Here is an 18418-nt window from a genome sequence, read left to right as displayed (position 1 = left end):
GGAGCGAGTGTGGACCGCGCCCTGCCGACCGCACCGCCGCTGTTCGCGAGTGTCGACGACGTCGTCGAACGGCTCGCCGAGACCGGTTACCTCGCCGACAAGGCGACCGCGACCGCGGTGTTCCTCGCCGACCGGTTGGGCAAGCCGTTGCTCATCGAGGGCCCGGCCGGGGTCGGTAAGACCGAGCTGGCGCGGGCCGTCGCGCAGACGTCGGCGGCCGAGTTGGTGCGGCTGCAGTGTTACGAGGGTGTCGACGAGTCCCGCGCGCTCTACGAGTGGAACCACGCGAAGCAGATCCTGCGCATTCAAGCCGGCAGCGATCACAGCTGGGACGCGACCAAGCAGGACGTGTTCTCGGAGGAGTTCCTCCTGTCGCGGCCGTTGCTGACCGCGATCCGCCGTGAGGACCCGACGGTGCTGTTGATCGACGAGGTGGACAAGGCCGACGTCGAGATCGAGGGCCTGCTGCTCGAGGTGCTCAGCGACTTCGCCGTCACGATCCCCGAACTCGGGACCATCACCGCCACCCGAAAGCCTTTCGCGGTACTCACCTCGAACGCGACGCGGGAGTTGTCCGAGGCGCTCAAGCGGCGCTGCCTGTTCCTGCACCTGGACTTCCCCGACGCCGACCTCGAGCGACGGATCCTGGCGAGCCGGGTGCCCGAACTGCCCGAGGCCGTCGCGGAGCAGCTGGTCCGCACGGTCAACGTGCTGCGCGGCATGCAGCTCAAGAAGGTGCCGTCGGTCTCCGAGACCATCGACTGGGGTCGGACGCTGCTCGCGCTCGGACTCGACACCCTCGACGACGACGCGGTCCGCGCCACGATGGGTGTGGTGCTCAAGCACCGCGCCGATCAGCAGCGCGCCGCCGCCGAGCTGCGCCTGAACTGAGAGGACCCGACCGATGGTCACCTCGCCCGCGAACCGTCGTGGCGGCCCGCCCGCGCCGTACGGAATCCCCGGTCATCTCGTCGACTTCGTCGAGGCGCTGCGTCGGCGCGGCATCTCGGTCGGGCCGTCCGAGACGGTCGACGCCGGCCGGGTGATGTCCGTCCTGGATCTGCTGGATCGGGAGGCGCTGCGCGAGGGACTCGCGTGTTCGCTGCTGCGCCGCCACACCCATCGGGCCACGTTCGACGCGCTGTTCGACTTGTGGTTCCCGGCCGGCGTGGGCCTGCGGGGTCAGGGTGCGGACGAAGCCCCGAGCATTCCCCGGACCCCGGACGGCGAGATCGACTTCGACGCGCTGCAGGAACTGCTCGCCGAACTCCTCTCGGACGATTCCCCGGAGGCGCTCGAACAGCTCGAGGCGCTCGTCGCGCAGATGGTCGAGGACATCGGCAGGTACGAGTCGACGAACGGCCCGTCGTTCTCGGCGTACCAGGCGCTGCGGAACGTCGCGCCGGACACGCTCCTCGACAAGATCCTGTCGGGCCTGCTGGGCAACCAGCCGCAGGAAGGGAAGTCGGGCGGCGACTACGCGTCCGAGGTCGCCAAGCGCGCCGCGGTCCAGCGGATCATGGACTTCCGGAAGATGGTGGAGTCCGAGACCCGGCGCCGGTCGGCGGAGCGGATCGGCAAGGAGCGGGTGGCGAACTACGGGGTGCCCAAGCTTGCCGAAGAGGTCGACTTCCTGCGGGCATCCGACTCCGAACTGGTGGCCCTGCGGCGCAGCGTCACCCCGCTGGCCCGGTTGTTGGCGAGCCGCTTGGCGGTACGACGCAGCCGGGCTCGCTCGGGCGCGATCGACCTGCGGCGCACGCTACGCAAGTCCATGTCGACCGGCGGGGTGCCGATCGATCTGGTGCAGCGCAAGCCCCGCCCGGCCCGCCCCGAACTGGTGCTGCTGTGCGACGTCTCGGGGTCGGTGGCCGGCTTCTCACACTTCACACTGTTGTTGGTGCACGCCCTGCGGGAGCAGTTCTCGCGGGTGCGGGTGTTCGCGTTCATCGACACCACGGACGAGGTGACCCGGTTCTTCGACACCGGGGCCGATCTCGGGGTGTCGATGTCGCGGATGATCCGCGAGGCCGAACTGATCACCTACGACGGGCACTCCGACTACGGGCACTCGCTCGGGGTGTTCGCGGAGCGATACGCGCACACCCTCACCGGACGGAGTTCTCTGCTCGTCCTCGGTGACGCCCGCAACAACTATCGCGATCCCGGCCTGCCGGCCCTCGAGGCTCTGGTGTCCGTCGCGAAGCACGCGCACTGGCTCAACCCGGAACCGCGCGGTCAGTGGGGGACCGGCGATTCCGCGGCGCTCGTCTACAACGAGGTGATCGACATGCACGAGTGCCGCTCCGCGCAGCAATTGGCGGCAGTGGTCGCCGGTTTGCTGCCTGTGTGACCGGGTGCGCCGCGGCAGCCCGTAAGCTGGATCCTCGTGCAGCAGCCGACAGCTATCGCCCCGCGGCGCCGCCTGGGCGTGATGGGTGGCACCTTCGATCCGATCCACCACGGCCACCTCGTGGCGGCCAGTGAGGTCGCCGATCGATTCGCTCTCGACGAGGTGATCTTCGTGCCCACGGGACAGCCGTGGCAGAAGGACGACCGCGACGTCAGTCCGGCCGAGGACCGCTACCTCATGACGGTCATCGCGACGGCGTCGAACCCGAGGTTCTCGGTGAGTCGTGTCGACGTCGACCGCAGCAAGATCACCTACACGGTGGACACCCTGCGGGATCTGCGGGCCCAGCACCCCGACGCGGAGCTCTACTTCATCACGGGTGCCGACGCACTCGAGAGCATCCTGTCGTGGCAGGACTGGGAGGAGCTGTTCGCGCTGGCGAAATTCGTCGGCGTCTCGCGGCCGGGCTACGAGCTGCACACCGAGCACCTCTCGTCGCACCTCGAGCGGCTGCCGCGCGATGCGGTGACGTTGATCGAGATCCCCGCGCTGGCGATCTCGTCCACCGAGTGCCGGCTGCGCGCCAGCGAGCACCGGCCGGTCTGGTACCTCGTGCCGGACGGGGTGGTGCAGTACATCAGCAAGCGAAACCTGTACCGACCGCACGGGGTGGAGCGGCTGGACGGGGCGGTCACGATGTCGGAGCCGGTCCCGGCGCGACACCCGGCCGCAGACCCTTCACAATCTTCAGTACAAGCAGAACCGGGAGAACACTGAGTGAGCGCATCGAACGACGCCATCGAGATGGCACGAATCGCGGCACTGGCGGCCGACGAGAAGTTGGCCTCGGACGTGGTGGTGCTCGACGTCTCGGAGCAGCTGGTGATCACGGACTGCTTCGTGATCGCGTCGGCGGCCAACGAACGTCAGGTCAACGCGATCGTCGACAACGTCGAGGACAAGCTGCGTGAGGCCGGGCACAAGCCTGTGCGCCGCGAGGGAGCGCGCGAGGGCCGCTGGGCCCTGATCGACTTCGTCGACATCGTCGTACACATCCAGCACACCGACGAGCGCAATTTCTACGCGCTGGACCGGCTGTGGAAGGACTGCCCGGTGATCCCCGTCGAGGGCGTGGAGCCCCGCAGCCTGTCGCTCGACGAGCCGGCCGACGAGGCGGGGGAGTCGGAGCAGTGACGGCGGCCGCAGCCGGGCCCGCGGTCAGGCGGCTGATCCTGCTGCGGCACGGGCAGACCGAATACAACGCGAGCAACCGGATGCAGGGACAGCTCGACACCGACCTGTCCGATCTGGGGCGGGCGCAGGCGAAGTCTGCCGCGCAGGCTCTCGCCGAGAAGCAGCCGTTCGCGATCGTCTCGTCCGACCTGCGCCGCGCGCACGACACCGCGCTCGCGCTGGGCGACCACGTCGGGCTGTCCGTCGAGACCGACAGCCGGCTGCGGGAGACGCATCTCGGCGACTGGCAGGGGCTCACCCACACCGATGTCGACGAGATCTCGCCGGGTGCGCGGGCGCGGTGGCGGACCGACGCCGAGTGGGCGCCGCCTGCCGGGGAGAGCCGGATCGACGTCGCCGCCCGCAGCTTGCCGGTGGTGCAGGAACTGCTCGCGCGCCACGAGAACTGGGGCGTGGGCGCTGACGCACCCGTGCGCCTTTCTGGTAGTTCCGACTACCGGAACGGCGCACAGGGCGCGGAGCGCCCCCTCGTGCTCGTCGCGCACGGGGGGCTGATCGCTGCGCTGACGGCGCGGTTGCTCGACCTTCCGGCCGATCGCTGGCCGGTGCTCGGAGGACTCGGGAACACCAGCTGGGTGCAGCTCAGCGGACACGGGGAGGGTACGGAACCGGTATGGCGATTGGATGTGTGGAACGCGTCGGCGAACGTCGCCGGCGACGTGCTCTGACGGCGGCGCCGTCGATTCGGCATCTGACGGCGGCACCGTCGTGACCGCGTCCGAGCCGGAGCAGCCGGTCCTGCTGGTGGTCGCGGATTCGCTCGCCTACTACGGACCGAAGGGCGGACTCCCCGCCGATCACCCGAGGATCTGGCCGAGCCTGGTCGCGAAGGAATTGGGCTGGCGGGTCGAGTTGGTGGCGCGCATCGGCTGGACCAGTCGTGACGCCTGGTGGGCGATCACGCAGGACCCGCGGGTGTGGGCCGCGGTACCACAGGCCGGGACCGTGGTGTTCGCGGTCGGCGGCATGGATTCCCTGCCGTCGCCGCTGCCGACGGCACTACGTGAGCAGTTGCGTTACATCCGTCCGCCAGCGCTGCGACGGGTCGTCCGCACCGGCTACCAGTGGCTGCAGCCGCGGCTGTCGAAGTTGGGCCGACCCGTCGCTCTGCCGCCGCGGCTGTCGGTCGAATATCTCGAGAGCTGCCGGGACGCGCTCGCTGCGATCCGGCCGGACCTCCCGGTGATCGGCACCTATCCGTCGGTGCATCGCTGCGACGCGTACGGTCGGGTGCACGCCGGACGGGAACCCGCGGTGCGGGCCCTCGAGACGTGGTCCGCGCAGAAGGGGGTGCCGATGGTCGATCTGGCGGCCGCCGTGCGCGACAACGTCTTCTCCGACCACGCCAACCCGGACGGTATCCACTGGGGCTGGGACGCCCACGAGGAGGTGGCCGCGGCGATGATCGACGCGATCAAGAACGTCCGACGTCCGGTGCCGTCCACCGAATCCGGAGCGGAGTAGCGCCGTGCCCGTCGTCGTCGTGACCGATTCGTCGGCCTGTCTGTCGCCCGAACTGGTCGATCGCTTCGGCATCCGGGTGGTCCCGCTGCATCTGCTCAGCGGCGGCCGCGATCTCCTGGACGGCGTCGACCCGGTTCCGGACGACCTGTCCGGGGTGACGACGTCCGGTGCGTCGCCCGGGGAGCTCACCGATGCGTACGCGGCGGCGCTCGAACAGAGCGGCGGCGACGGCGTGGTCGCGGTGCACATCTCGCGCGGTCTCTCCGGCACCTGGGAGGCAGGCCGGCAGGCCGCACAGAAGCTCGGCGAGAAGGTGCGCATCGTCGATTCGGAGTCGACGGGAATGGGCCTCGGGTTCCCGGCGCTGGCGGCCGCCCGGGTGGCACGCGCCGGGGGCAACCTCAAGGTGGTCTACCAGCGTGCCGTGGAGGTGGCGGCGCGGGGGCGGACGTTCATCGTCGTCGACCGTCTCGAGCACCTGCGTCGAGGCGGACGGATCGGCACGGCCGCGGCTCTGCTCGGTACGGCGCTCGCGATGAAGCCGGTCCTGCACGTCGTCGACGGCAAACTGGTCCTCCGCGAGAAGACCCGGACGTCGAGCAAGGCGCTCGCCAAACTCGTCGACGCCGCCGTGATGGAGGCAGGGGAGGGTTCGGCCGCGGTCGCCGTGCACCATTCCCATGCCGCCGAACGGGCCGAGGACGTGGTGGCGCAGCTGAAGGATCGGATTGCCGATCTGAGCGAGGTCGTCGTCACGGAGATCGGTGCGGTCCTCGGCGCGCACGTCGGTCCGGGTGCGGTCGGTGTGGTGGTGTGCCCGGGCGGGGCAGATCTACCTGCAGCGGAGGGCGATTCGAGCCCGTCATCCACAGCTGATCGTTGATCCACAGGTTTCTTTTCGTCGGCTGATTCGGCCGCTGTCCTGCCGGATACGGGTTCTAGCTTCTCCCCATGGGTAGCGATCAGGATCGAGCGACGGTGCGCAGTCGACTGGTGACGGCGTCCGAGACGGCGGTGCCGCGGACCGCGGCCGAGTCCCACAGCGACGGCTCCGCGTTCGACGCCGCCGACGAACGGGCTCCCGGCTGGCTGTTCGAACGCGGCGATGCGCCGGAGCAGGACGAGCCCACGAGCTTCTCACCGCGGTCGCGCCTGGCCCTCGGCCGCCGGGGCGCAGCGGTCCTCGTCCTCGCAGGGCTGATCGCCGCCGGAGTTGCGGGTGTGGCGGTGTGGCGGGATCGTCCCACCGCGCAGGCGGTTCCACCGTTGCCGGTCGTCGAGGTGCGCGAGCCGGAGGCCGTCGGCGACGAGGACGCCGGCCTGCCGGCGCCGGCGGTCGAGGCGGAACCCGTCGGGGACGCGCAACTGGTCGTGAGCGTGGTCGGTCTCGTCAATCAGGCCGGGCTGGTTCGGCTTCCGCCCGGATCCAGGGTCGCCGACGCGCTCGCCGCCGCGGGCGGGCCACGCCCCGGCGCGGACGTCCTGGGGTTGAACATGGCCGAACGGGTCGACGACGGCGACCAGATCCTGGTCGGGGCGATGCCGCCGGACGGCGGTCCCACCACCGTCGGCAGTGCCCGCGTCGGCCCCGGTGCGGCGCCGGGGAGCGCAGCCGGCGGTGGCGGGAAGGCCGCCGGGAAGGTGAACCTGAACACCGCGGGCGAGGGGGAGCTCGACGCGCTGCCCGGTGTCGGGCCGGTCACCGCGGCGGCAATCGTGTCGTGGCGGCAGAGCAACGGCAAGTTCACCGATGTCGAGCAGTTGGGCGAGGTCGACGGCATCGGACCCGCGCGACTGGCGAAGCTACGCGACCTGGTGACGTTGTGAGCGAGCGGGACCACCCGTTCGATCTGCGTCTGGTCCCGTCGGCGGCCGCATGCTGGGGTGCAACCCTGGTCGGGTTGCTGGCGGGGTGGCGGCCGGCCGCCGTGTCGGCGGTCGTGTCGGCCGCGGTGGGAGCGGTGCTCGCGCTTCTCGTGTGGAGACGGCGTCGCGCCGGCCCGTCGGTTGTGCTGGGGATCGGCGTGGGGGTGGTCGCGGCGGCACTGCTCGGTGCGGGCTTCGCCGCGGCCGTCGCCGTGCGAGCGCACGCCGTCGAGACACACCCCCTGGCCGCGTTGACGGCGGGCGGCGGCTCCGCGACGCTCGTAGTCGAACTCGACGACGACCCGAAGATGCTGCGCGGCAAGAGTTTCGGAGGGGAGCGTCAGCTGATGCTGCGCGCCTCGCTACAGGAGGTCCGCACCGACCGGACAGTGCTGCGGGCGGGCGGGTCGATACTGGTGTTCGCCGAGGGAGAGCAGTGGGCCGGCCTGTTGCCCGGGCAGCGGGTGACCCTGCGGGGCCGGCTCGCCGAGCCCGAGCGCCGCGATCTCACGGTGGCCGTGGTGCGGGCGACGGGATCGCCGCAGCACGTCGCCGAGCCGCCGGCCATCCAGAGGTGGGCCGGCGTGGTCCGCGACCGACTGGCGTCCGCTGCCGGCTCCGCCCTCCCGGCGGACCAGGCGGGTCTGTTGCCGGGCCTGGTGGTCGGCGACACCTCGGGGCTCGCGCAGGAGACCAAGGACGAGTTCACCGCCGCCGGACTCACCCATCTGACAGCGGTGTCCGGGGCGAACGTATCCATCGTCCTGGGTGCGGTGCTTCTCGTGGTCCGCGGTGTCGGCCTGGGACCCCGCACCGGTGCGCTGCTGGCGGGGATCGCGCTGGTGGCCTTCGTCGTCATCGCCCGGCCGTCGCCGAGTGTGCTGCGCGCCGCCGCGATGGGCTGCGTCGCGCTGTTGGCGCTGGTGACCGGTCGACGCAAGCAGGCGATTCCGGCGCTCGCCGCGTCCGTCGTCGTCCTGCTGGCGCTGTCGCCTTCGCTCGCAGTCGATTTCGGATTCGCGCTGTCGGTGTTCGCGACCGCAGGGCTGGTCGTCGTGTCGCCGGCTCTGGTGGCGCGGCTGCGGGCACGGGGCTGGCCGCGCTGGCTCGCCGAGATGTGCGCCGTCGCACTCGCAGCGTTCGTGGTGACCGCGCCGCTGGTGGCGGCGATGTCGGGCACGGTCAGCATCGTCTCGATCGTCGCGAACGTGCTGGTGGCGCCGGCGGTCGCGCCGATCACCGTGGTCGGTGCGGCGACGGCGGTGCTGGCTGTGGTGTGGCTGCCCGCGGCCGCCCTGCTCGTCCGCGTCGCCGGGCCCCCGCTCTGGTGGTTGCTCGAGGTCGCGGACCGCGCGGCGGCGGTACCGGGCGGAAACCTCGCCGTTCGCAACGGACTCGGGGGCGCGGTGATCGTGGCCGTCGGGATCGCGGTCGCGGTCCTGGCCGCGCGCCACCCGTGGTCGCGACGCATGCTGCTGGCGGTCGCGGTCGGCGTCGCGGCCGTGTGGGTTCCGACGCGATTCCACCAGCCCGGCTGGCCCGCGTCGGGGTGGGCCCTGGTGGCGTGCGACGTCGGGCAAGGCGACGGGCTGGTGCTGTCGGCCGGCGGGCGGAGGGCCGTGGTGGTGGACGCGGGTCCGGAGCCGGGTCCGATGGACCGGTGCCTGCGGCGGCTGGGCATCGACGAGATCCCGCTACTCGTCGTCACGCACCTGCATGCGGACCACTACGGCGGACTCGACGCGGTCCTGCACGGGCGGTCGGTGGGGGCCGTGGCGATCGGACCGGCGAGCCTGCCGGAGGGCGGATTTCGGTTCGTGTCTGCGGCGGCGTCGCGCGCGGACGTGCCGCTCGTGCGCCTGGCGGCCGGACGCCAACTGACGGTGGGCGCCGTTCGGATCACTGTGCTGGGGCCGCTGCTCCCGGAACCCCGGACACCGGCGGCCGCGGAGGACGGCGCCAACGACGCATCTCTCGTGCTGATGGCGGAGACGGCGGCGGGCCGCCTCTTGCTCACCGGCGACGCGGAGGAGGACGGTCAACGCGCGCTGCTGCGGTCGAAGATCCCACTGCGTGCGGACGTGCTCAAGGTCCCGCACCACGGGTCCCGCACGACGAGTCCGGAGTTCCTCGACGCGGTCCGGCCGCGGGTCGCGCTCGTGAGCGTGGGGGCCGACAACACCTTCGGGCACCCGAATCCCGGTATCCTCCAACGGCTCGCGGCGCTCGGCGCGGTGACCGTGCGCACCGACCGGGACGGCGATGTGGCGGTGGCGCGCTCGGGGTCCGGGGCGCTTGCCGTCGTCGGGCATTCTCGTGGGAACATCGTGCGGTGAGCACCTCAACGCGGCCCGATTCGCTCCACCTCGTCCTCGGTGACGAAGAGTTCCTGGTCGAACGCGCGGTCGCCTCGGTGATCGCCGCCGTGCGGGAGGCTGCCGGGTCGGCCGGTCAGGACATGCCCGTCTCGCGACTGCGCGCCGGGGACGCGAGCGCGCCGGAACTGGCGGAACTGCTCAGCCCGTCACTGTTCGCGGAGGACCGGGTGGTGGTCCTCGAAGCCGCCGCCGAGGCGGGTAAGGATGCCGTCGCGCTGGTGCAGGACGCCGCCGCCGACCTCCCCGAGGGCGTCGTGCTGGTCGTACTCCACTCCGGCGGCGGTCGCGCAAAGGCGATGGCGGGCGTGCTGCAGAAGTCCGGCGCCGTCGTGCACCAGTGCGCCAAGCTCAAGGCGAACGAGCGAGTGGACTTCGTGCGCGGGGAGTTCCGCACGGCGGGCGTGCGCGTGTCGCCGGAAGTGATCGAACTCGTCGTCGAGGCCGTCGGGTCCGACCTCCGTGAGCTCGCCGCCGCCTGCTCTCAGTTGGTGGCCGATACCGGCGGCAAGATCGATGCGTCCGCCGTCCAGCGCTACTACTCGGGCAAGGCCGAGGTGTCCGGATTCGATGTCGCCGACAAGGCGGTGGCGGGGGATCGGCGCGGCGCGATGGAGTCGCTGCGGTGGGCGATGCACCGGGGTGTGCCGCACGTGCTGCTCGCCGACGCCCTCGCCGACGCGGTGCACACGATCGCCCGGGTGGGCTCGGCCGGTCGCGGCGACCCGTTCCGAATGGCGTCGGAGTTGGGCATGCCGCCGTGGAAGATCAAGAAGGCGCAGGCGCAGGTCCGCGGCTGGGATCCGGCCTCGATCGGAGAGGCATTGCAGGTGGTCGCCCGGCTCAACGCCGAGGTCAAGGGACAAGCAGCCGACGCCGACTACGCGGTGGAAGCGGCGGTGCAGCGAATCGTCGCGCTGCACGGGGGGCGCTGAACCACCGGTACGGGCCCCTTCGGCCCGCACCGAATGCAGGTTGTCGGTCCGTGGTCGGGGCGACGACAGGACCGGGACGACAACAAGAAATAGCCCCCGATCATCGATCGGGGGCTATTTCCACAGAGCTTGCGACGGTGGAACCGTCAGAAACTTGTCAGAGAGAGTTGGCGACCTTCGCGAGCGCCGACTTCTTGTTGGCTGCCTGGTTGGCGTGGATGACGCCGGCGCCGGCTGCCTTGTCGAGCTTGCGGCTGGTGGCGACGAGGAGCTCGTTGGCCTTGTCCTTGTCACCGGCTGCCGCGGCCTCGCGGAAGGAACGGATCGCCGTACGCAGCGAGGACTTGACCGACTGGTTGCGGAGTCGGTTGCGCTCGTTGGTGCGGATCCGCTTCACCTGGGACTTGATGTTGGCCACGCGTAAAATCCTGTCGTCTTTGGTTTCTGTCGGAAAGCTCTGGGCGCACGGATGCGCCGACCGACGACACTACCAGTACCCGTGTGGTGTTCTCAAACCGGTGGCCGTCCAGGGCTTGGAAAGCATACCCACACGCTGATGCGGGTCGGTGGCCGGGGTGTCGGCGGGGTCGGTGCTCGCGACCACCGCTGGCGGTCCGTCGGAACGCACTCTCGCGCATACCGATTCGGACTCGGAGAGTACCGAATGTGCCGAAACGAGACCGAGATGTACGTAACGTCCGTTCGGAAACATCAGGCGCTCTTCGGTTCGGAAGTGAGGGTGTGAATGTCGACAGCACAGGAAATCGCGGAGAAGGAACACATCTCCGACCTCAAGAAGTACCTGGCCGAGGGGGTCGGAACCTTCGTGCTGGTGTTCGCGGCGATCGGCACAGCGGTGTTCTCGGGTAGCACGGTCGGTCAGCTCGGCATCGCACTCGCGTTCGGCCTGACGCTGATGTTCCTGGTCTACGCGATCGGCCCCATCTCGGGTTGCCACGTCAATCCTGCCGTCACGCTGGGGCACTACATTCTCGGTCGGGTGACGGCCGCCAGGGCCGGCTTCTACGTGCTCTCCCAGGTGGTCGGCGGTCTCGTGGCCGGTCTGGCCGTGTACGCGATCGCGCAGAGTGTCCCCAGCTACAACCGTCGGGAGGACGGTCTGGCCGCGAACGGCTGGGGTGTCCACAGCCCGTCGGCCCAGACCGGTCCGCTCGGCAAGCTCGTCGAGCCCGGTTACGGGATCGGTGCGGCGATGACGGTCGAGATCGTTCTCACGGCACTGCTGGTGTTCGTCGTGCTCGCCTCGACGGATCAGCTGTCCGATGTCCCGCTCGCGGGCGTCTCGATCGGCTTCACGCTCGCCGTCATCCACCTCATCTCGATTCCGATCGACAACACGTCCGTCAACCCCGCCCGGAGTTTCGCGGTCGCGGCGTACCAGCCGGGTGCGATGGGGCAGGTCTGGTTGTTCATCGTCTTCCCACTCATCGGCGGCGCATTGGGTGCCGTCATCTACCGGGCGCTGTTCGGCCGGTACAACCGACTGAACGATTGACGCGACAGGGCACGGGCCCGGCGCGAGTATGCGCCGGGCCCCTGCCGTGTCGTGGAAGGTGTCAGTGCCAGCTGTAGTCGGCGCGTAGGCGGGCGGCCACCGTCTCGAAACGATCGACGTCGAGAACGGCGCCCTCCCGTCGGATGCCCGCCTCGGGAACGTCGAGGACCCGGTCGAGTCGCACCCAACTCGGCCTGCTGTCCGCATCCCAGGGGCCAGTGCCGAGCGCCAGCCAGTTCGGCTCGTCGTCGCGCTCGCTGTTCGACGAGAGCATCAGTCCCAGCAACGTGTTGCCGTCCCGGCCGACGACCAGCACCGGCCGGTCCTTGCCTTGGCCGGGATCCTCCTCGTACGTGACCCACGTCCAGACGATCTCGCCGGGATCGGCACGGCCGTCGAGATCGGGGGCGTACTCGATTCTGCGGGCGCGGTGCGCGGTCGGTGACGTCCGACGCGATACCGGCCGGCCCGGCACCGCGGACGGTGGGCCCGCGAGCGCCGCGGTCGCGCGTTTGACCGCCGGCGTGTTCTGCACTTGGCGCAGGAGCTTCGGGCCCTGCGTGACGGCGAAGTCGCCGAGCTTCCTGCCGATGCTGCCCCAAGTGCTCGCCATGACAGCCGAGCTTAACGCCGGAGACCGTCGGCGCCCGGGAACCGAGCTGGCATCGAATCCGGGGACTTCGAATTTTTCGCGACGATGCACGCCGACCGAAACGTACTCGCGGTATGTTTATGGACGTGCCCGTCTACGGCGCACACGCAGGCCCCGCGCTACCCCCTGGTGCGGGGTCTTCGTGTTGTTGCACGACGTCGAATGGGTCGACGGCCACCGTGGCCGTGCTCGAGCCGATCGGCGGAGGCCGACTGTCGGACCCCGCGCGTAGGTTGCGACAGGTGGCTCGGGGGAAGCGAGCCGCCGAACGCCTCGAGTGATCCTCGGGGCGTTCGCTGTCTTCGGGGATCGGCAGGCTCGGGGCGCCGGTCCCCGGGACGGCTCAGTACGTTGGTGGCAAGTGGCCTGCCGTGACCCTCGATGTGTACGCCCACCCATGGTCAAGGGATGATGGGAGGGCACGGGACGCTGTCGATGCGATCCTGGTGCGGGACCAGTGCGGGACGGGCGACCGGACCGGGCCGATGTCAGTGCGCGAGTGAGACGAGGGAATTGGGCTTGAGCAGCAACTTTGCGGAGAAGACGTTCACGGATCCGTCGAAGATCCGGAACTTCTGCATCATCGCGCACATCGACCACGGCAAGTCGACTCTCGCGGACCGGATGCTGCAGCTCACCGGCGTCGTCGAGGAGCGCGCGATGCGCGCTCAGTACCTCGACCGCATGGACATCGAGCGCGAGCGCGGCATCACCATCAAGGCGCAGAACGTCCGTCTGCCGTGGACCGTCCAGAACGAGGACGGCACGACCGAAGAGATCGTGCTGCACCTGATCGACACTCCCGGCCACGTCGACTTCACGTACGAGGTGTCCCGCGCGCTCGAGGCCTGTGAGGGCGCGATCCTGCTCGTCGACGCCGCGCAGGGCATCGAGGCGCAGACCCTGGCCAACCTGTACCTGGCGATGGAGAAGGATCTCACCATCATCCCGGTGCTCAACAAGATCGACCTGCCGGCCGCCGACCCCGAGCGGTACGCGGCCGAGATCGCCCACATCGTCGGCTGCGAGGCCGAGGACGTGCTGAAGGTTTCCGGGAAGACCGGCGTCGGTGTGAAGGAGTTGCTCGACGAGGTCGTGAAGCAGGTTCCGGCCCCGGTCGGCGATGCGGACGGTCCGGCACGCGCGATGATCTTCGACTCCGTGTACGACGCCTACCGTGGCGTCGTCACCTACGTGCGTGTGGTCGACGGCAAGATCCGTCCCCGCGAGAAGATCACCATGATGTCGACCGGCACCACACACGAACTGCTCGAGGTGGGCATCATCTCGCCCGAGCCCAAGGCCACGACAGGTCTGGGCGTCGGCGAGGTCGGCTACCTCATCACCGGTGTGAAGGACGTGCGGCAGTCGCGCGTCGGCGACACCGTCACCACGTTCCGCAACGGCGCATCGGAGCCGCTGACCGGCTACCGCGATCCCAAGCCGATGGTGTACTCGGGTCTCTACCCGATGGACGGTTCCGACTACCCGGTGCTGCGTGACGCGCTGGACAAGCTGCGGCTCAACGACGCCGCCCTGGCCTACGAGCCGGAGACCTCGGTCGCTCTCGGCTTCGGTTTCCGGTGCGGCTTCCTCGGTCTGCTGCACATGGAGATCACCCGCGACCGTCTCGAGCGCGAGTTCGGGCTCGACCTCATCTCCACCGCGCCGAACGTGGTGTACCGGGTGGTGATGGAGGACGGCTCCGAGCACGAGGTGACCAACCCGTCGTACTGGCCGGAGGGCAAGGTGCGCGAGGTGTACGAGCCGATGGCCAAGTGCACCGTCATCGCGCCGAGCGAGTACACCGGCGCGATCATGGAGTTGTGTCAGTCGCGGCGCGGCGAGCTCGGGGGCATGGACTACCTATCGGAGACGCGCGTCGAGCTGCGCTACACGCTGCCGATGGGCGAGATCATGTTCGACTTCTTCGACGCTCTGAAGTCGCGGACCAAGGGCTATGCGAGCCTCGACTACGAGGAGTCGGGCGAGCAGCAGGCCGCGCTGGTGAAGGTGGATATCCTGCTCCAGGGTGAGACCGTCGACGCTTTCAGCGCGATCGTGCACAAGGATGCCGCTTTCGCGTACGGAAACAAGATGACCACCAAGTTGCGCGAGCTCATCCCCCGTCAGCAGTTCGAGGTGCCGATCCAGGCTGCGATCGGCTCGAAGATCATTGCGCGCGAAAACATTCGGGCGATCCGCAAGGACGTGCTCGCCAAGTGCTACGGCGGCGACATCAGCCGTAAGCGCAAGCTGCTCGAGAAGCAGAAGGAGGGCAAGAAGCGGATGAAGACCATCGGTCGCGTCGAGGTTCCGCAGGAAGCCTTCGTTGCGGCCCTGTCCAACGAGTCGGTGGCGGACAAGCCCAAGGGCAAGTAGCCGGACGGCAAGTAGGAGGAACACTCGATGATCGGCACCTGGTTGACCCGCGAGCTCGGGCTGGAGGTGCCGATCTTCGGTGCCCCGATGGGCGGCCGCGCGGGCGGACGGCTCGCGGGGGAGGTCACCCGCGCCGGCGGTCTGGGGTTGCTGGGCGCGGCACGCTACGCGACGCCCGAGTGGATCGCCGAGGAGTCGGCGACCGCCCGCGAGATCGGCGGCGGGCTGCTCGGCATCGGGCTGATGACGTGGTCTCTCGACGCCGACGATTCACTGCTCGACGCGGCGCTCGCCGAGCGCCCGCGCGTGGTGTCGTTGTCGTTCGGCGATCCGGCACCGTACGTCGAACGGGTCCACGCCGCGGGTGCGCTCGCCGTCTCCCAGGTGAACACGCTCGACGACCTGCACGTGGTCGAGCGGGCGGGCGTCGACTTCGTCATCGCTCAGGGCGGTGAGGCCGGCGGCCACACCGGGCGGATCGGCACCCTGCCGCTGCTGCAGGAGGTCCTCGACGCGACGAGCCTGCCCGTCCTCGCGGCGGGCGGAATCGGCACCGGCCGTGGACTGGCGGCGGTGATCGCCGCCGGCGCCGAGGGCGCGATGATCGGCACCGCGCTGCTCGCGAGCCCGGAGACGATCGGGCCGGAATACGCCCGCCGCAAGCTGATCGAGGCCGGCAGTGCCGACACCGTCTACACGTCGATCTTCGATCAGGCGCGCGATCAGCCCTGGCCGGCGAGGTGGGGCGGCCGTGCCCTTGCCAACGACTACACCGCCGAGTGGCACGGTCGCGGCGCCGACAACGAAACGCTCGCTGCCGCTTACGACCCTGCAGACGCGACCCAGGGTGTGGTTTACGCCGGCGAGGCAGCGGGTCTGGTCACGACTGAGCAACCCGCCGGCGACGTGGTCCGCGCCATCGCCGCCGACGCCGAACGCCTGCTACGCCGCACCTACTGAGCGAACGCCGTCACTCGGGGCGGTGGCAGACCGCCTCGACGTTGTTGCCGTCGGGATCGCGCACGAACGCGCCGTAGTAGCCGGGGTGGTACTCCGGCCATTCGCGCGGTGCGTGCAGAACCTCTGCACCCGCCTCGACCGCGGCCGCGTAGAAGGCATCGACCGCGGCTCGGGTGTCCGCGACGAACGCCACATGGTTCTCGCGGAAGCCGGCATCGGCCGGGACCAGCGGGCTGATCCAGAAGTCCGGGTGTGGCGGCACGCCGTAACCGATGACGCCGGGAGCGGGTTCGACGACCCGCTTCCCGCCGAGGGGCGCGAGCACGGCGTCGTAGAACGCAGCACCGGCTTCGATGTCGACGCATTGAATTCCCAGGTGATCCAACATGCGCCGATCGTGACACAGGTCACCGACAGAAGTGGCCGTTCCCACGTCAGGACGGCCCGTGAGCGGGCTGAAAGGTGCCGGTGTCGCCGGCCTCCTCCGCTCGGATGACGTGCACGACCGCATTGATCAGCGCCAGGTGGGTGAAGGCCTGCGGAAAATTGCCGAGGTGCCGGCCGGTCTTGGGGTCGATCTCCTCGGCGTACAGCTTGAGTGGGCTGGCGAACCCGAGCAGACGTTCGCACAACTGCTTGGCGCGCTCGAGCTCCCCGATCTCCACCAGGGCCGAGACGAGCCAGAACGAGCAGATCGTGAAAGTGCCCTCCTTGCCGGACAGTCCGTCGTCGGTCTCCTCGACTCGGTAGCGCAGCACCAGTCCGTCCTCGGTGAGTTCGTCGGCGATCGCCAGCACGGTGGCCCGGATGCGCTCGTCGTCGGCGGGCAGGAAGCGCAGCAGGGGAGCGAGCAGCAACGACGCATCGAGAGCCGGACTGCCGTACCGCTGGGTGAGCACCCCACGATCGTCGACACCGTGGGCGAGGACGTCGGCTCGGATCTCGTCCGCGATGTCGGCCCACTGTGCCGCATAAGCCTTCTCGCCGTGCAACGTCGCCAGCTTGGCGCCGCGGTCGAGCGCGACCCAGCACATGATCTTCGACGACGTGAAGTGCTGGGGTTCGCCGCGAACCTCCCAGATGCCGCGGTCGGGCCGGCGCCAGTTCTCGACGACCTCCTCGACCTGACGTTTGAGTAGCGGCCACAGGGTCTCGGGGACCTGGTCGCGGGAACGGACGTGCAGGTACACCGAGTCGAGCATCGTGCCCCAGATGTCGTGCTGGTTCTGGTTGTAGGCGCCGTTGCCGATCCGGACCGGCCGGGCCCCGTCGTAACCCTTGAGGTGGCTCAGTTCCTGCTCGACGAGCGTGTGCTCGCCGCCGACGCCGTACATCACCTGCAGGGGTGCCGGGTCGCCGTCGTCGGACTGGGACGAGTCGAAGATGAACGAGAAGAAGTCGTTGGCCTCCCGATCGAGCCCGAGCGTGTAGAGACCCCACAGCGCGAAGGTCGAGTCGCGCACCCAGGCGTACCGGTAGTCCCAGTTCCGTTCGCCGCCGGGCGTTTCGGGCAGGGACGTGGTGGGGGCGGCGAGCAGGGCGCCGGTGGGGGCGTAGGTGAGGCCCTTGAGGGTCAGCGCACTGCGCTGCAGGTGGCCACGCCAAGGATGGTCGGGGAACCGGCCGATCGTCACCCACTGCCGCCAGCACTCGGTGGTCTGCCACATCCGGTCCGCCGCCTCGGCGAAGGTACGCGGGGCCGGCAGATCGGACCAGGAGAGGGCGACGAAGGCGTTGTCGCCCTCCACCATTCGCGTCCGGGCGCGGGCCTCGCGCCCCTCGAGGCCGAGCCGGAGATTCGACGTCAGGCGCAGTGTCGGGTGGTCGGCGGAGGACGCGCGGGACGTCGCCGTGGCTTCCTCGTACACCTTGCCGGTGTATTCCCACCGGGCCGGGGCGCGGTGGTAGTCGAAGGCGGGTTCGCAGCTCATCTCCAACTCGACGGTGCCGCTGACGCACTTCACCGTCCGCAGCAGCACGTGCTCGGCATCCCAGTCCGACGGCGTGCGCCGACGCGTCGGCGAACGCTGCTCGTTCGCGTGCCAGGGTCCCATCACGAGGGCGTCCCGGACGATGAGCCACCCGGTCTGCGTCTGCCACGTCGTCTCCAGGATGAGCCCGCCCGGCAGGTAGCGGCGCGCGGCCGGCACGTTCTGGCCGTACGGCCCGATCCGGAAGTGTCCGGCGCTGCGGTCCAGGATGGACCCGAACACGCTGGGCGAGTCGGGTCGCGGGATGCACATCCACTCGACGGAGCCGTTCCGGGCGATCAGGCAGTTCGACTCGCAATCGGAGAGGAATGCGTAGTCGTCGATCGGCGGATAGACGCTGCGGTGCTCCGGCGCGATCTCGTCCGAATCGCCCGACGGTCCGGTGACTGACTGCTCGGCCTGCGACGTCATCTCCTCATCATCGACCCGCGCGCACGCCGCCGTCCATGTTTCGACCGCGCCGCGCGGGGGAGCGGTGCGGCTCGCCGCGACTGCGGGTGTCTGTTACTCTCTGCGGCGTGTCTGCTGCCATCGCCCACCGCGTCCGCCATGAACTGGCGTTGATTGCCGTCGGCGATCTGGCGGTTGCCGACATTCTTTGTCGCTGACGCCCTTTCCGGGCGTTCGTCTTCCGTCGAATCCGGCCCGCGGCCGCGCGCTTCGCTCTTCT

General features: G+C 69.8%; 18 protein-coding genes. 14 read left to right on the top strand and 4 right to left on the bottom strand.

Translation table 11 applies throughout. The features are described from left to right. Positions 1-9: 9 nt before the first annotated feature. The 10 genes from C7H75_RS15640 to holA all read left to right on the top strand — a co-directional run bounded on the left by C7H75_RS15640 (position 10) and on the right by holA (position 10247). On the top strand, positions 10-891 hold the full coding sequence (locus C7H75_RS15640; RefSeq protein WP_005512277.1) for an AAA family ATPase: 882 nt from the start codon (positions 10-12) through the stop codon (positions 889-891). A 13-nt stretch (positions 892-904) separates the two neighbouring features. Further along, entirely contained in the window at positions 905-2353 is a 1449-nt protein-coding gene (locus C7H75_RS15635; RefSeq protein ID WP_106851561.1) for a vWA domain-containing protein, read from the top strand. Positions 2354-2434: 81 nt separating this feature from the next. Continuing rightward, a complete protein-coding gene (gene nadD / locus C7H75_RS15630) occupies positions 2435-3130 on the top strand; it encodes a nicotinate-nucleotide adenylyltransferase (protein ID WP_022596734.1) in 696 nt (231 codons plus the stop codon). Then, on the top strand, positions 3131-3547 hold the full coding sequence (gene rsfS / locus C7H75_RS15625; RefSeq protein WP_005512281.1) for a ribosome silencing factor: 417 nt from the start codon (positions 3131-3133) through the stop codon (positions 3545-3547). It abuts the gene before it with no gap. Continuing rightward, a complete protein-coding gene (locus C7H75_RS15620) occupies positions 3544-4275 on the top strand; it encodes a histidine phosphatase family protein (protein WP_022596732.1) in 732 nt (243 codons plus the stop codon). The genes rsfS and C7H75_RS15620 overlap by 4 nt, the downstream gene beginning before the upstream one ends. 40 nt (positions 4276-4315) lie before the next feature. Next, positions 4316-5071: a diglucosylglycerate octanoyltransferase gene (octT, locus tag C7H75_RS15615; RefSeq protein ID WP_064078097.1), complete on the top strand. Its 756-nt coding sequence runs from the start codon at positions 4316-4318 to the stop codon at positions 5069-5071. 4 nt (positions 5072-5075) lie between these two features. Further along, the gene (locus tag C7H75_RS15610) at positions 5076-5954 is read left to right on the top strand and encodes a DegV family protein (protein WP_069856543.1); all 879 of its coding nucleotides are present in this window, start codon (positions 5076-5078) and stop codon (positions 5952-5954) included. A 68-nt stretch (positions 5955-6022) separates the two neighbouring features. After that, positions 6023-6898 (top strand): ComEA family DNA-binding protein, encoded by an 876-nt coding sequence (locus C7H75_RS15605; RefSeq protein ID WP_013416489.1) that lies wholly within the window; start codon positions 6023-6025, stop codon positions 6896-6898. Then, the gene (locus C7H75_RS15600) at positions 6895-9273 is read left to right on the top strand and encodes a ComEC/Rec2 family competence protein (protein ID WP_106851560.1); all 2379 of its coding nucleotides are present in this window, start codon (positions 6895-6897) and stop codon (positions 9271-9273) included. Before C7H75_RS15605 ends, C7H75_RS15600 begins: the two co-directional genes overlap by 4 nt. Continuing rightward, complete coding sequence (gene holA / locus C7H75_RS15595; RefSeq protein ID WP_005512287.1) at positions 9270-10247, top strand: DNA polymerase III subunit delta; 978 nt, start codon at positions 9270-9272, stop codon at positions 10245-10247. Before C7H75_RS15600 ends, holA begins: the two co-directional genes overlap by 4 nt. 157 nt (positions 10248-10404) lie before the next feature. Here the strand turns inward: holA and rpsT are convergent, their stop codons facing one another. Further along, positions 10405-10665 carry a 30S ribosomal protein S20 gene (gene rpsT / locus C7H75_RS15590; protein ID WP_005512288.1) on the bottom strand — a complete coding sequence of 87 codons (261 nt, stop codon included), beginning with the start codon at positions 10663-10665 and terminating at the stop codon, positions 10405-10407. Positions 10666-10992: 327 nt separating this feature from the next. On the opposite strand from rpsT, the gene C7H75_RS15585 reads away from it, so the two are divergent. Next, positions 10993-11763, top strand: coding sequence for an aquaporin (locus C7H75_RS15585; protein WP_005512291.1), 771 nt, complete (start codon positions 10993-10995; stop codon positions 11761-11763). 61 nt (positions 11764-11824) lie between these two features. Here the strand turns inward: C7H75_RS15585 and C7H75_RS15580 are convergent, their stop codons facing one another. Beyond that, entirely contained in the window at positions 11825-12376 is a 552-nt protein-coding gene (locus tag C7H75_RS15580) for a type II toxin-antitoxin system PemK/MazF family toxin (RefSeq protein WP_022596724.1), read from the bottom strand. Between the two features lie 474 nt (positions 12377-12850). Here C7H75_RS15580 and lepA point away from each other — a divergent pair, with 474 nt between their 5' ends. Then, positions 12851-14797, top strand: a complete 1947-nt coding sequence (lepA, locus tag C7H75_RS15575) for a translation elongation factor 4 (protein ID WP_013416486.1) — start codon at positions 12851-12853, stop codon at positions 14795-14797. Between the two features lie 27 nt (positions 14798-14824). Beyond that, positions 14825-15757 (top strand): NAD(P)H-dependent flavin oxidoreductase, encoded by a 933-nt coding sequence (locus tag C7H75_RS15570; RefSeq protein WP_064059059.1) that lies wholly within the window; start codon positions 14825-14827, stop codon positions 15755-15757. Positions 15758-15767: 10 nt separating this feature from the next. On the opposite strand, the gene C7H75_RS15565 is transcribed toward C7H75_RS15570, so the two are convergent. Both C7H75_RS15565 and C7H75_RS15560 read right to left on the bottom strand, forming a co-directional pair. Beyond that, entirely contained in the window at positions 15768-16145 is a 378-nt protein-coding gene (locus C7H75_RS15565; RefSeq protein WP_013416484.1) for a VOC family protein, read from the bottom strand. A 46-nt stretch (positions 16146-16191) separates the two neighbouring features. After that, positions 16192-18159, bottom strand: coding sequence for a glycoside hydrolase family 15 protein (locus C7H75_RS15560; protein WP_084968384.1), 1968 nt, complete (start codon positions 18157-18159; stop codon positions 16192-16194). A gap of 107 nt (positions 18160-18266) precedes the next feature. Between C7H75_RS15560 and C7H75_RS26405 the strand changes: the two genes are divergently transcribed. After that, entirely contained in the window at positions 18267-18356 is a 90-nt protein-coding gene (locus C7H75_RS26405; RefSeq protein ID WP_313957197.1) for an Ms4533A family Cys-rich leader peptide, read from the top strand. The last annotated feature ends 62 nt before the right edge of the window (positions 18357-18418 follow it).

The sequence above is a fragment of the Rhodococcus (subgen. Prescottella) equi genome (assembly GCF_003013675.1).
GTDB classification, from domain to species: domain Bacteria; phylum Actinomycetota; class Actinomycetes; order Mycobacteriales; family Mycobacteriaceae; genus Prescottella; species Prescottella equi.
Note: the sequence above shows the minus strand (reverse complement) of the source record. Positions and strands in the feature narration are given on the sequence as shown.

Bases quoted from the DNA above. Each gene is read 5' to 3' on its own strand.
- C7H75_RS15585 (WP_005512291.1), top strand. From the start codon at position 10,993: ATGTCGACAGCACAGGAAATCGCGGAGAAGGAACACATCTCCGACCTC.
- lepA (WP_013416486.1), top strand. From the start codon at position 12,851: ATGCGATCCTGGTGCGGGACCAGTGCGGGACGGGCGACCGGACCGGGC.
- C7H75_RS15605 (WP_013416489.1), top strand. From the start codon at position 6,023: ATGGGTAGCGATCAGGATCGAGCGACGGTGCGCAGTCGACTGGTGACG.
- C7H75_RS15635 (WP_106851561.1), top strand. From the start codon at position 905: ATGGTCACCTCGCCCGCGAACCGTCGTGGCGGCCCGCCCGCGCCGTAC.
- C7H75_RS15570 (WP_064059059.1), top strand. From the start codon at position 14,825: ATGATCGGCACCTGGTTGACCCGCGAGCTCGGGCTGGAGGTGCCGATC.
- nadD (WP_022596734.1), top strand. From the start codon at position 2,435: ATGGGTGGCACCTTCGATCCGATCCACCACGGCCACCTCGTGGCGGCC.
- C7H75_RS15560 (WP_084968384.1), bottom strand. From the start codon at position 18,159: ATGACGTCGCAGGCCGAGCAGTCAGTCACCGGACCGTCGGGCGATTCG.
- C7H75_RS15565 (WP_013416484.1), bottom strand. From the start codon at position 16,145: ATGTTGGATCACCTGGGAATTCAATGCGTCGACATCGAAGCCGGTGCT.
- C7H75_RS15580 (WP_022596724.1), bottom strand. From the start codon at position 12,376: ATGGCGAGCACTTGGGGCAGCATCGGCAGGAAGCTCGGCGACTTCGCC.